A 13,411-nucleotide genomic window follows, 5' to 3' on the forward strand; every position below is an offset into this window, starting at 1 on the left:
AATTCTAGTTTTTCGCCACGACCCGGGCGATGATCCCGTCGAGGCGGCGCATGGAGGCCTGCCAGTCGTGGTTGCTCAACATCCGCTCCCGACCGGCCCGGGCGAGGCGTTCCCGCTCGCCGGCGTCTTCCATGAGGCGTAAACAGGCAGCAGCATAGGCCGCAGGGCCGTCGCCGACCAGGAAATGTTCCTCATCGAGGGCGTCGACGCCGCCGGCCCCGGCCGGGCTGGTGACCACCGGCACCCCCATGGCCATGGCTTCGAGGATCTTGTTCTGGGTGCCGCGGGCGATGTTGAGGGGCGCCACCATGGCCGCCGAGCGCAGGATGTACGGCCGCACGTCGGGCACCGATCCGGTGACGGTGACCCCGGGCAGTTCGCCGAGTTTCTGCACCGCCGGGCTGGGGTCAGCGCCGACGATGAGGAGCTTGGCCTGGGGCCGCCTGGCCTGGATGAGGGGCAGGGTATTGCGGCAGAAATCGAACATGCACTCCTGGTTGGGGTAGTAGTCCATGCGTCCGATGAAGGATAGGGTGTCGGCATCGTAATCCCCGCCGTCGGGCTTGAAGAAGCCGGCGTCGACGCCGTTGGGGAACCAGTCGGAGGCACGGGCCGCGCCGTAGCCTTCAAGGGTTTCCCACTCCGCCCGGGTGGTGGCGGTGCACAGGTCGAATTTGCGCGCCAGGCGCCGTTCCGCGGCCTCCATCTTGGCGCCCTCCAGCCGGTAGCCCAGGGAAAGGGGAAAGGGCTTGTAGTTCGCGTACTCCAGCCACTTCTGCGAATCCATGTCACCGAAATCGAGAATCTTGGGGGTGCCCTGCACGTGTTCCACGTACTGCGCCACCGACGAACAATGGACGAAGATGAGGTCGAAGCACTCCGCGGCGAGCAACTCGTCCACCTTGCGCTTCAACTCCGGCGAATAGAAGAAGCCCATGGACGACGGCGTGACCAGGGGCAGCCGCACTACCATGCGCACGACCTGGATGGGATTGCTCACCCGCCCCATCTCGTAGCGATGGCAATGGCCCGCGATGCCTTCCCCCTCCAGGGCCTCTGCGGGTGAGCGGGCCAGGGAGCAGACCGTGACGCGGTGCCCCTGGGCGCTCAGGTGGCGGATCATGTTGAAGGGGCGAATCTTGCCGCCCCGCTTGGGGGGGAAGGGGAAACGATGGCAGACGTAGAGGATGTTCATGCGAGATAGGATTGCAGTTCGACGGTCACGTCTTCGTGGGAGCGCCGGTCGAGATAGACGCGAGCCCAGACTTCGAAATTGACCAGGGCCACCAGGGCGTCGGTGTAGTCCTGCCGGCTGGCCCGGTGGTCGGCCACCAGGCGCTGCACCACGGCGGAATCGAAGAGCCCGCGGCGGGCCATGGCTTCCGGGGACAGCAGGCGGTCGAGGAGCCGGCCCAGTTCCCCCTTGAGCCAGGCGCCCATGGGGGTGCCGAAGCCCCGCTTCTTGCGGTGCAGGATGTCGGCGGGCAGACGGGCGCCCAGGGCCTTCTTCATGGCCGCCTTGAGAACGCCCCCCTTGACCTTGACGGCCTCGGGCATGGTGGCCGCCATTTCAAGGAGTTCGTGGTCGAGAAGCGGCACCCGGCATTCCAGCGAGACGGTCATGCTCATCTTGTCGGTGAGCATGAGCAGGTCGTCGGGCAACTGGGAGGCCATATCCACCGCCAGCATGCGGTTGCAGGAATCGTCCTGCCGCGCACCGGCGAAGGCATCCACCAGGGGATCCCAGGCCTCCTGCGGCGCGGCGCGCTGCAATTGCCCAGCCAGGGAGCGATCCATGATCTGCAGATAGGCGCGGTAGCGTTCCTCGAAGGACAACTCGGCCGTGGCGAGGAAGCCCTTGGCCAGACGGGCGACGTTGAGCCATCTGGAATGGCGGTCGGCGGGCAGGAGCCGCCCCACCCCCTTGGCCATGCCCTGCAGCGCCCCCGGCAGGCGATTGAAGCGCTCGGCGTAGTGGTTGCCCAGGTAGCGCCGATAGCCGCCGAAGAGTTCGTCGCCTCCCACGCCGGAGAGGATGACGGTCACGTCGCGGCGGGCAAATTCGCTCACCAGGTAGGTGGTGATGAAGGCGGTGTCGGCGATGGGTTCGTCCATGTGCCATAGAAGCCGCGGCAGGAGGGAGACCACATCGGGCTTGACCACGATTTCGTGGTGGTCGGTGGCGAAAAGCTCGGCCACCCGGCGGGCGTAGGGGAGTTCGTTGTAGAAATTGTCCGCCGCCGAGCCCCCGAAACCGATGGCGTAGGTCTTGACCGGCTGTGTCGTGGCGGCCGCCATGCAGGCCACCACGGCGGAGGAATCGATGCCCCCGGAGAGGAAGGCGCCGATGGGCACGTCGGAAACCATCTGGGCCCGCACCGCCCGGTCGATGCCCTCGGCGATGCGCTCGATCCATTCGCTTTCGGAAACGCGGCCGTCGATCTTTTCCGGCGGCGACCAGTAGCGGCGCTGGCAGGCCTCGCCCCCTTCGACGACGAGCAGGGTGGCCACCGGCAGTTTGCCGATGCCGGAGAACATGGAGCGGGGCGCCGAGACGTAGCCCAGGTTGAGGTAACTCGCCAGGGCCACGGGGTCGACCTCGGCCGTGCTGCCGGGCAGGGCAAGAAGGGCCTTGGCCTCGGTGGCGAAGGCGATGCGGCGGCCATCCCGGCGCCAGTAGAGCGGCTTGACGCCGACGCGGTCACGCCCGATGAGCAGGCGGCGGCGGCGGGAATCCCACAGCGCAAAGTTGTACATGCCGTTGAGGCGCAGGACGAAATCGTCGCCCCAGGCCTCGTAGGCGTGCAGCAGCACCTCGCAGTCGGAGCCGGTGCGGAAGCGGTGGCCCAGGGCGCTCAGTTCGTCGCGCAATTCGCGGAAATTGTAGATTTCGCCGTTGCACACCAGCCAGAGGGACTCGTCCTCGTTGGTGAGCGGTTGATGCCCTCCCGCCAGATCGATGATCGACAGGCGGCGCATGCCGATGACGCAGTTGCCGTCGTGGTGCCAGCCGTGGTCGTCGGGCCCCCGGTGGCGGGTGACGTCGCCCATGAGGGGCATGAGCGCTGGATCGGCAGGAGTGCCGTCGAGATGGATGATGCCGTAAATGCCGCACATGGCAGCGCTCTCTCTTAATGGGGGCCTAACACGGCCTGCCGCTGGGGCGGCAGGAGGCGACGGTAGACGTTGCGGTAGTTTTCCGCGCTGCGCGTCCAGGTCCGCTCGCGCTCGACAAAGGCGCGACCGGCCTCGCGTATGGCCTGCCAGCGATGGCGATCGGTCAGGAGTCGGGCCACCGCGACCGCGAGGGCCTGGCTGTCATTGGCCGGGAAGAGAATCCCCGTTTCGCCGTCGCGGATCAATTCCCGGTGCCCCCCCACGTCGGAAGCGACGAGGAGTTTGCCCTGGGCCATGGCCTCCAGGGGCTTCAAGGGCGTCACCAGTTCGGTGAGACGCATGGGCTTGCGGGGGTAGCAGAGAAGGTCGATCTGGCTGTAGTAGCGCTGCACCTCGGCGTGGGGCACCCGGCCGCTGAAGACGATGCGGTCGGCGAGCCCCAGGGCGACGGCCTGATCGCGCAGCGCCGCCGCCTGGGGACCGCCCCCGACGAGCAGCACCTTGAGATCGGGAAAGCGCGGGGCCAGCAGGGCGAAGGCTTCCAGCAGGAGGTCGAGGCCTTCGTAGCCGTAGAAGGAGCCGGCGAAGCCCAGGACGGTGGCCCCTTCGAGCCCCAGACGCTGCCGCAATTCGGGATCGGGCGCCTGGCCATAGGCGAAGGCTTCGACATTGACGGCGTTGGGGATGACGGTCACCTTGGAGGCAGGGATGCCCCCGCGGGAGAGGATGTCCCCCCGTAGCCCTTCGCAGATGGTAGTCACCGCGGCGGCCCGCCGCAGGGCCCAGGTTTCCAGCGCCCGACCGATGCGGTAGCGCAGGCTGCCTTCCCGGGTGGTGCCGTGGTCGACGGCCGCATCTTCCCAGGAGGCGCGCATCTCATAGACCACCGGCACGCCGCGCCGCCGGCCGGCGCGCAGGGCCGGGATGGCGTTGAGGACCGGGGAATGGGGATGCAGGATGTCCGGTTCAAAGAGACAGATCAGTTCCTCGAGTCGCGCCTGGGTGGCGTCCATCTGGCGGAAGTAGCCCCGCAAACCGGCCATGGCGGCCGTGGCGGGCGTGCGATGGAAGGTCCAGCCGTCCACCGTTTCCTCCAGGGCCTCGCCGGGGCCTTGCTTGGGCGTGGTGAGATGCAGGGTCTCCCAGCCGAAGCCCCGCTGCTCGTGCAGGAGGGCCAGGGTGCGGAAGGCATAGCCGCTGTGCAGCGGAATCGAGTGGTCGAGGACGTGCAGCACCCGCAGGGGACGGTCGGCGGCGATCACGCGGCAATCTCCAGCTTGCGCGGCTGATCCTCCGCGAGGACGTTGCGCAGGAAGGCTTCGAACATGAGCGTCGTCCAGATGGCGCTGGAGTAATCGCGCACGCCGCTGTCGTGGGCGCTGACCAGGTGTTCGAGAGTGTTGCGGTTGAAGAGCCCGGTGTCGGCCAGGGTGCTGCCCAGGAGGGCGTCCCGCACCCGCTGCTTGAGCGGCCCGCGGAACCAGCGCGCCAGGGGCACGGCAAAGCCCATCTTGGGACGATAGAGCACGGCCTCGGGAAGCTGCGGTTCCAGGGATTTCTTGAACAGCCACTTGCCCTCGTTGCCGCGGATCTTCAGGTCGGGCGGCAGGGTGGCCAACCACTCGACCAGGGGGTGGTCCATGAGGGGCTCCCGCACCTCCAGGGAATGAGCCATCGAGGCCCGGTCCACCTTGGTGTTGATGTCGCCCACCAGATAGGTCTTGATGTCCAGGTACTGGATGAGGGCCAGGGGGTCGTCGGTCTGCACCCGCCCGGCGTGACGTGCAAAGACTTCATAGGCGTTGTAGCCGCCCAGATCGGCCCTGAGGCGGGGCGAAAAGAGCTGGCGCCGCATGGGGTCGCGCAGGATGGAAACCGAGTGGAAGTAGGCCTGGGCCGAGGTGCGGGCCAGCGCTTCGAAGGTGGTCTTGGCGCGGAAGACGCGGGGCGCCCAGTCGGCCTTGGGATAGACCTTGCCCAAAAGGCCGAAGACCGGCTTGCGCACCCCCAGGGGCAGCAGGCTGCGCATGCGTTCTTCCATGAGGTGCAGGCGGTAGCGACGATAGCCGCCGAAGCTCTCGTCGCCCCCGTCGCCGGAAAGGGCCACCGTGACGTGACGGCGGGCCAACTGGCAGACGCGATAGGTGGGGATGGCGGAACTGTCGGCGTAGGGCTCGTCGTAGAGCCGGGCCAGGGTGTCGATGAGGTCGAAATCGTCGCTCTCGACCAGGTCGACGTGGTGGTTGGTGTGGTAGCGGTCGGCCACCATGCGGGCGAATTCGGCCTCGTTGAAGGCCGGGTCGGAGAAGGCGATGGAGCAGGTATTGACTGGATCGCCGGAAAGACCGGCCATGGCGGCGACCACCGCGCTGGAATCGACGCCGCCGGAGAGGAAGGCGCCCAGGGGCACTTCCGAAACCATGCGCAGGCGGACCGATTCCTTGAGGCGGCGCAGGAGTTCTTCCCGGGCTTCTTCCTCGCTGGGCCGGGGGCCGGCCTGGAAGCGCAGATCCCAGTATTCCCGCGGTTCGGGAAGCGCCATGCCGCGCCGCACCAGAAGAGCATGTCCGGGGCAGAGTTTCTTGGCCTGGCGAAAGACGGTACGCGGTTCGGCGACGTAGCCCAGGGCGAAATACTCTTCGATGGCGGCGGGGTCGATGTCGCGCCGCAGGCCGCCGTGAGCCAGGAGGGTTTTCAGCTCGGAGCCGAAGAGCAGCATGCCGTCGTCGAGCAGGGCGTAGTAGAGGGGCTTCACCCCCAGGCGGTCGCGCACCAGGAAGAGGGTGTCGCGGTTGCGATCCCACAGGGCGAAGGCGAACATGCCGCGAAAGCGGTCGACGCAGGATTCGCCCCAGGCCTCCCAGGCGTGCACGATGACTTCGGTATCGCTGCGGGTGTGGAAGACGTGCCCCAGGGCCTGCAACTCGGGGATCAGTTCCTGGTAGTTGTAGATTTCACCGTTGAAGACGACGCAGACGCTGCCGTCCTCGTTGTAGAGCGGCTGCTGCCCGGTGGACAGGTCGATGATGGACAGGCGCCGGTGGCCAAGGCCGACGCCGGGTTCCACATGGGTTCCGCCTTCGTCGGGGCCGCGGTGGAACTGGGTTTCGTTCATGCGGTGCAATACGGCGGGATCGATGGCCCGCTTGCCCCGCGTATCGAAAATTCCGGTAATGCCGCACATGGTGTCGTTCAGTCTCTGTTGGTCAGGGTTGGGTCGCCGGCACCAGGCTCAGCGGACCGTGGAGAGGCTACGGCCGGCGATGAGCCCGCCGTAGAGACGGTCGTAGGCGGCGATCATCGCACCGATGGAAAAACGCCGCTCGACTTCCTGGCGGCCGGCCAGACCCATGTGGCGCGTCGCTTCGGGCGCCAGGGCACGGGCGACGATGGCCGCAGCCAGGGCCGGAGCGTCGGCCGCTGGGACCAGCTCGCCGGTGGCGTTCGGCAAGACGAGTTCGCCGTTGCCGCCCACCGCCGTGGCGACGACCGGCAGGCCGGACGCCATGGCCTCCAGGATGGTATTGGAAACGCCTTCGGCCAGGGAAGGCAGGACGAAGAGATCCAGGCCCCGCAGGATATCGGGAATATCTGCCCGCTCCCCCGGGAGCCAGGCCAGATGGGCGACTCCCGCCTCCTCCAGAATGGCGAGGGAACGGGCGCGCAGGGGGCCGTCGCCGATCATGACCAGGCGCAGGCGGTCGGCCAGCTCGGGACGGGTTTGCAGGGCGAGGACGAAGGCCCGGGCCAGGTTGGTCTGGTCCTTGACCTCCTGCATGCGGCCGACGGTGCCCACGAGCCAGTGGCCGGGACCGAAGGGGCAGCCGGTAATGGCCTGCCGTGTGGCAGCGGGCGCAAAACGCTCCGCATCGACTCCGTTGTAGATTTGTCCCACCCTGCGCCCAGATATGCCGACCCGATGCACGAGATAGTGTTCGAGATCGCGGGACAGGGCGAGGTAATACGTCACAAACGGGCTGTACAGGCGGCGAATCCAGTGGCCTTTACGGCTCGAACCGTCCAGGTCGCCCACGTCACGGCCGTGCTCACTGTGCACGCGCACCGGCACGCCGGCGGCCCAGGCGGGCAGCGCGGCTTCCAGCGCCCCCAGGTTGCGGGTATGGACGATGGCCGGCCGCTCGGCACGGAAAAGGCGGAAAAGGCGCGGGTAGAGATGGAAGGCGTGCCCCGGCGGCTTGTCGAGGGCCAGGAAACGGACGTCGTCAGCGGTGATCCGCTGGCGAAAATCGGTCACTTCGGTCAGGGCGACGACCAGGTGGCGGTAAGCGCCCCGGGGCAGGCGATTGATGAGATTGACCACCCCGTTTTCCAGCCCGCCGGTGGCGAAGCGGTAGACGACGTGGATGATGAGGGGCCGGGTATCGGCTGCCGTCACCGGGGCGCCCCCTCACCGTCGAGCAGGGCATGCAGGGCAGGCGCCGCTTCTGCGGCGAAGCGCTCGAGGACGGTGGCAGGCGCTGCGCCGCCGGCGCTTTCGCTTGAAATCACGATGACCGCCGCGGCATCTCCGCGACCCAGAAGCCGCGACCAGACGGTGCGCAGGCGGGCTTCGACCTCGCTCGTACAAAGGGCGCCATCGACCCAATACCAGCGCCAGATGGTCCGCCGTCGGGCGTCGGTTCCCACTGCCGCGGCCTTGGGCGCGAGCTGGAGGACGGGAAGCTCCAGGACGCGCCCGGCCAGCGGCACGGCCTGACGCGAGGTGGCGATGACGGTCCACTGCGGATCATCGGCGCGCACCACCGTATTGGTCGAGGTGATGAGTTTTCTCTCGGGAGTCTGCTGGCGGTAGTAGGCGACGAAAACGTCGACTCCGGCCCCGTCCCGGGTCAGGTGGACCCGGCCTGTGGCGGAAGCCTTCTGATAGGCGGGGACGAAGGCGGTCGGGGCCGAGGCGGCCTGCCAGGCGCCCCAGGGGATGCGGGCGAAGTCCGGAGGCGGCACCTCTGCGGCCCGTGCCTCGCTGTGTTCGACCCAGGCCATGAACGCGGGGGGCAAGGCCGCAAAGGCGATCAGCAGGGCGATGACGGCGCCGAGCCGGCGGGAGGAGAACCGGGGCACCCAGGGGGTTTCCGGGGCTTCGGGCAGCGCGCCGTCGGGTTCGGCCCTCTCGGCCCAGCGGGCGCCGATCCAGAACAGGAGGAGGATGACGAGGCCGAAGAAGACCCAGCCGTAAACCAGGTGATCGACGCCGACCGCCAAGCGGTTCCCGGAAAGATGGCCGAGCATGACGATCATGTAGGCCCGCGCCCAGTTGGCGACGATGGGCACGACGACGGAGAGCGCCATGAAGGCCAGCCGGCGCCAGGGCGCGCGGAAATTGAGGTAGGCGAAGAGCGTCCCCACCATGGTCGAGGCGAGCAGATAGCGCACCCCGCTGCACGCTTCGACCACCGACCAGTGGCCGGAGGGAATGACGAAACTCAGGCCTTCCCGGTAGACCGGAACCCCCGTAAACCGCAGCCCCGCCACGGCGAAATCCGCCGTCCAGTCCATGAGCCGCGGCATGGCGAATTCGCCCACCGGAACGGCAAAGAGCAGGAAAGCCAGGGGAAAGGCAAGGCGCCAGGCCAGGCGGGGGCCGAGCAGGGCGAGAAAGGCGAGGATGAGGGTGAGCACTGCCGCCAACTGGACCAGGGCATTGGCCGAGGCGAGTTCCCCCAAGAGCCACAGGAGGCCCACCGGAAGCAGCGCCAGGGTCCAGGCCGGAGCCGGCTCCGGCGCCAGGGGAGCGATGCGCTGGCGGGCGCGCCAGACCAGCCAGGCGCTGATGAGGGGAACGACGAATCCGTGGGTAAAGGTTTCCGACCGGGCCCAGATGGCCACCATGGAGGTAAAACTTGTACCGTACAGGAGGAGGATCGCGGCGCCCACAAGGAGGAGCGCCAGGCCGGTGGCCCGCCATTCGCGACGGGCCACGGACGGCAAGGGAGCCGAATCGGGCGTCACGGCTTCACTCCGCAGGGGCTCTTCCCCAGGGGAAACGGGCGATCGTTCTGGTGCATGTCGGCGCGGACGGAGGCCATGTCACCCCAGGTTGCGGACGATATGGGGCCCGAGCCAGTTGGCGAAACCCAGGGGCAGGCGGCGCCAGGCTTCGATGAACAGGCGGTATTTGGCGTTGGCCGGATTGTTCTGGGGAATCCCGTCCCGCTTGAAGAGGCAGTATTCGTAGGACAGGGGCTGGGGCTCGAAGCCCCAGTTCTTCTTGAAGGCGTAGGGTCCGGTATCCCGCTTGCTGCGCCCGAAATCGAACAGGCGGGCCCCGCGGGACGCCGCGTGGCGCATCAGTTCCCAATACTTGAAGTCGTTGGCCGCCAAGTCCCGCGCCAGGAGATCATCTCCCGCGTAGTAGGGCAGTACCTCGTCGCGGAAGTAAAAGCTGAGCACCCCGCTCAGGGGCTTGCCTTCCGGGGTCGTGACGATGAGGACTTCGCAGTCGTCGCCAAAGTGTTCCCGTAGGGCCTGGAAATAGCGCTTGGACAGGGCCGGCGTGCCGTGCCGGTGCACATTGTCGGCGTAGAGGGCAAAAAAACGATCGACATCGGCATCGATGGCGCTCAAGAGCCCGTTCTTGATCCCCTTGCGCACCATGGCGCGCTGCTTGCGCGGGATGGCCAGCATATTGGCTTCGTCGTCGTCCGAAATCGTCTTGCGGAAGGTGACATAAAGATCCTGGCGCGGCCAGTCGGTGTGGCGGGCACACAGGTTGCGGAATTCCAGATGCTCGACCCCCAGGCGGAGGGCAAGAGCCCTGGCCTGCTCTTCGAGGAGCGCCGCCGCTTCGACGTCCACCGTCGCGATGCCGCCATAGACGGCGAAGGGCAGCGACGTCAGGCCATTGCCGAACAGGGCGCTCTTGACATGGGCCAGGGGCAGAACGGCGACGATGGCGCCGTCCCGTTCCGCGTAGAGAAAATGGGTCGGGTGGCGGAAGACCCGCGCCGTGATGTCCTGCCAGGCGGAAAGATGGAAGAAGGTCGCCTGGGGGCAGGCCCGCACGAACCCGTCCCACCTCGCGGCCGCTTGCGCGTCGCCGAGGTTCAGTTGGCCGCAGGTCAGCATGGTCTGGCTTGCTGCGAGGTCAGGGCCTGATCATCCGCCGGCGCCGTGGCGTCGTAGCGCATGGCCTCCAGGCTTTGGGGGCTGGCCAGTTCGGCGGCGAAGACCTCGTCCATGCGGCCCCAGGAAAAATCCTGCAGCAGCCGGGCGAGACGGGCCTCGGTGCGGCCGATATTGACGTAATGCCGGAAGCGGCTCTTGAGGGCGATGCCCTCGACCCGGGGCTGACCGGGATCGATTTCCCAGGGGTGCATGTAAAACACGGCGGAGCGGGCTTCGCCCTGATTGACGGCGCGCAGCAGGCGGCGGGACACGGCGTAGGGCAGCAGTCGGAAGTAGCCGCCGCCACTCGCCGGCCAGTTGCGTCCCCCCAGACGGACCGTGGTGGGCGGAATTTCCACCACCCCCCCGACGCGGTGGGCGAAACGGGGAGCATCGGGCATGCCGTAGTGATCGTGGCGCACGGGATAGACGCTGGAACTGTAGCGGTGCCCGGTCCGTTCGAGAATGTCGAAGGCCCAGGGATTGCGCAGCCCGATGGAAAAGCTGGGGGCGCGATAGCCCTTGACCTCCTCGCCGGAGAGGTCTTCCAGGATCACCTTGGCCAGCCGGACGTCCGCCAGGAAGGCTTCCGGGGTCTGGTCGTGGGCCCGCTCGTGACCGTAGCCGTGGCTGGCCAACTCGTGCCCCGCGGCGACAATATCGCGCACCAGTCCCGGGTAGCGCTCGGCGACCCAGCCCAGGGTGAAAAAAGTCGCGCGGGCCGCATGGCGGGCGAAGAGTTCGAGGAGACGGTCTACGTTGCGCTCCACCCGGCATTCCCGCGTCGTCCACTCGGAGCGCGCGATGCGCGGCGCGAAGGCAGAGACCTGGAAGTAGTCCTCGACGTCGACCGTGAGGGCATTGACCGGCAGCCGAGCGCTCACTGCGCCCCCTGGGCAGCGGCGGTCCTAGCCAGAAGCCAGCAGGCGATATCCTCGGCAATGCGGCGGGCGGCCTGGCCGTCCCAGAACTCCGGCACCCGACCCCGCTTGCCGCCGGTGGCCAGAACGCTTTCCGTCGCGGCCAGGATGGCGGCGGGATCGCAGCCCACCAGGGTATTGGTGCCCTCGTCGATGGTGATGGGGCGCTCGGTATTTTCCCGCACCGTCAGGCAGGGTACGCCCAGAGCCGTCGTTTCCTCCTGCAGCCCGCCTGAATCGGTGATGACGACCAGGGACGAGGACATGAGACCGATCATTTCCAGGTAGCCCTGGGGCGGCAGCAGAATCATGCGCGGCGTCGCCACCACATCGCCCAGGCCAAAACGCTCGATATTGGCGCGGGTTCTGGGGTGCAGGGCGAATATGAGCGGGATGGTGTCGGAAATGGTGCGCAGGGTGGTGAGCAGCGGCCCCAGGGTCTCGGGACTGTCCACATTGGACGGCCGGTGCAGGGTGATGAGCCCGTAGCCCCGCGCGCCCGCCAGGATGGCCGGATCGACGCCCGCGGCGGCCAGGATGTCCTGGGGCCGCTTGGCCTTTTCCCGGTGGAAGAGCAGGGAGTCGATCATGACGTTGCCGACGAAGCGGACTCGCTCGGCCGGGATGCCCTCGCGCTCCAGATTGGGCGCTGCGTCCCGCTCGGTGGTGTAGAGGCGATCGGCGATCTGGTCGGTGAGGATGCGGTTGATTTCTTCCGGCATGGCCCGGTCGAAACTGCGCAGACCTGCTTCCACATGCACGGTGGGTACGCCGCGCTTGACGGCGACGAGACTGCACGCCAGGGTTGAATTGACGTCGCCCACCACGAGCACGGCCGAGGGTCGGAAGTCGTCGAGCAGAGGCTCGAAGCGCTTCATGACCTCGGCGGTCTGTACCGCGTGGCTGCCGGAACCCACTTCCAGGTTGATGCCGGGCCGGGGCAGGCAGAGATCCTCGAAGAGCTTGTCGCTCATATCCTTGTCGTAATGCTGCCCGGTGTGGACGAGCACGGTCGGAATAGGCGGCTGGTGCTCGGCAAAAGCCCGCAGGATGGGCGCCATTTTCATGAAATTCGGCCGGGCACCGACGATGCACAGCACCGGACCGAGGCCGACAGGCCAGGAAGTCGCGTTCATTTCTTGTTGTTTCCTTGAGGAGCCTTCTGGTTCGCGGCTGCAGCGACCAATTGCTGCAACAGGGCCAGGGTGGCCGAATTGATACGCTCCAGCCGCAGCAGACTCTGCTCCAGCCGCGTGATGCGCTCGCTGACGTGACCCTTGCGCAGGCCGGCCAGCGCATTGGCGGCCTCCTCGGCCGCGGCGAGGTCGAGTTCGAGGCGGGAGATGTCCAGCTCGACGCCGGAAGTCGGCGCCACCGGCGCGGCGAGGCGGACCCCCGTGGCGGGCACGGCGCTCCCCGGTACGATGGGAGCACCGGTTTCCTCGTAGATTTCCTTGGCCACCTCGAGGACGTCGTCGGCGGTAAAGGATTTCTTTCCGCTCAGGAAGCCGAACAGCAGGAGACGGTCGCACAGTCCGTTGATGCGCCGGGGAATGCCACCACTGGCCTTGTGGACGGCCTCGTAGGCGCGGGCGTCGAAGGCGGGGCTACCCTTGGAACCCGCGCATTTCAGGCGGTGTTCGATGTAGCCCTGGGTCTCTTCCTCGTCGAGCGGCCCGATGTGGCACGAGGCGATGACCCGCTGGCGCAACTGCTGCATGTGGGGGCTCTGGAGAATCTCGCGAAACTCCGGCTGGCCGACCAGGAAGCTCTGCAACAGGGCATGGTTGCCGAACTGGAAATTGGACAGCATGCGCAATTCCTCGACCGCCCGGGGCGTGAGGTTCTGCGCCTCATCGACGATGAGCAGGCAGCGCTTGCCCTTGCCGGTAATGGTGACCAGGAAGGCTTCCAGGGCCATCAGGATGTCGGATTTGGAAATGTCCTTGGTGCGCACACCGAAGGCCGCCGCCACCAGGCGCAAGGTATCGTCGGCATCGAGTTGGGTGCTGACCAGGTGGGCGGCGACGACCTTGCTCTGATCGAGGCTGTCGAGCAGGCCGCGCACGATGGTCGTCTTGCCCGCACCGACCTCGCCGGTGATGACGATGAACCCTTCGTTCTGGTGCATCCCGTATTCGAGATACGCGGTCGCCCGGCGATGCTGCTTGCTGCCGAAATAGAAGGACGGATCGGGGTTGAGCTGGAACGGTTTGTTCGCCAGCCCGTAATATGACTCGTACATGTTT

At 67.2% G+C, this 13,411-nt stretch carries 10 protein-coding genes; all 10 read right to left on the minus strand.

Features of this window, described 5'->3' with window-relative positions; translation table 11 throughout:
- Nucleotides 1-4: 4 nt before the first annotated feature.
- The 10 genes from IPM73_13355 to IPM73_13400 all read right to left on the minus strand — a co-directional run bounded on the left by IPM73_13355 (nt 5) and on the right by IPM73_13400 (nt 13,407).
- On the minus strand, nt 5-1,195 hold the full coding sequence (locus tag IPM73_13355; protein ID MBK8918985.1) for a TIGR03087 family PEP-CTERM/XrtA system glycosyltransferase: 1,191 nt from the start codon (nt 1,193-1,195) through the stop codon (nt 5-7).
- Nucleotides 1,192-3,117, minus strand: a complete 1,926-nt coding sequence (gene asnB, locus IPM73_13360; GenBank protein MBK8918986.1) for an asparagine synthase (glutamine-hydrolyzing) — start codon at nt 3,115-3,117, stop codon at nt 1,192-1,194. Before asnB ends, IPM73_13355 begins: the two co-directional genes overlap by 4 nt.
- Before the next feature lie 14 nt (nt 3,118-3,131).
- Nucleotides 3,132-4,358, minus strand: a complete 1,227-nt coding sequence (locus IPM73_13365; GenBank protein ID MBK8918987.1) for a glycosyltransferase, exosortase A system-associated — start codon at nt 4,356-4,358, stop codon at nt 3,132-3,134.
- Between the two features lie 17 nt (nt 4,359-4,375).
- On the minus strand, nt 4,376-6,301 hold the full coding sequence (locus IPM73_13370; GenBank protein ID MBK8918988.1) for an amidotransferase 1, exosortase A system-associated: 1,926 nt from the start codon (nt 6,299-6,301) through the stop codon (nt 4,376-4,378).
- A 48-nt stretch (nt 6,302-6,349) separates the two neighbouring features.
- The gene (locus IPM73_13375; protein MBK8918989.1) at nt 6,350-7,513 is read right to left on the minus strand and encodes a TIGR03088 family PEP-CTERM/XrtA system glycosyltransferase; all 1,164 of its coding nucleotides are present in this window, start codon (nt 7,511-7,513) and stop codon (nt 6,350-6,352) included.
- Nucleotides 7,510-9,087: an exosortase A gene (gene xrtA, locus IPM73_13380; GenBank protein ID MBK8918990.1), complete on the minus strand. Its 1,578-nt coding sequence runs from the start codon at nt 9,085-9,087 to the stop codon at nt 7,510-7,512. The genes IPM73_13375 and xrtA overlap by 4 nt, the downstream gene beginning before the upstream one ends.
- A gap of 78 nt (nt 9,088-9,165) precedes the next feature.
- Entirely contained in the window at nt 9,166-10,203 is a 1,038-nt protein-coding gene (locus tag IPM73_13385) for a FemAB family PEP-CTERM system-associated protein (protein ID MBK8918991.1), read from the minus strand.
- On the minus strand, nt 10,197-11,126 hold the full coding sequence (locus tag IPM73_13390; GenBank protein ID MBK8918992.1) for a DUF3473 domain-containing protein: 930 nt from the start codon (nt 11,124-11,126) through the stop codon (nt 10,197-10,199). The genes IPM73_13385 and IPM73_13390 overlap by 7 nt, the downstream gene beginning before the upstream one ends.
- Complete coding sequence (gene wecB, locus IPM73_13395) at nt 11,123-12,298, minus strand: UDP-N-acetylglucosamine 2-epimerase (non-hydrolyzing) (protein ID MBK8918993.1); 1,176 nt, start codon at nt 12,296-12,298, stop codon at nt 11,123-11,125. The genes IPM73_13390 and wecB overlap by 4 nt, the downstream gene beginning before the upstream one ends.
- Nucleotides 12,295-13,407 carry an AAA family ATPase gene (locus IPM73_13400; protein ID MBK8918994.1) on the minus strand — a complete coding sequence of 371 codons (1,113 nt, stop codon included), beginning with the start codon at nt 13,405-13,407 and terminating at the stop codon, nt 12,295-12,297. The genes wecB and IPM73_13400 overlap by 4 nt, the downstream gene beginning before the upstream one ends.
- Between the last annotated feature and the right edge of the window lie 4 nt (nt 13,408-13,411).

It is taken from the genome of Betaproteobacteria bacterium (assembly GCA_016720065.1).
Classification (GTDB): domain Bacteria; phylum Pseudomonadota; class Gammaproteobacteria; order Burkholderiales; family Rhodocyclaceae; genus SSSZ01.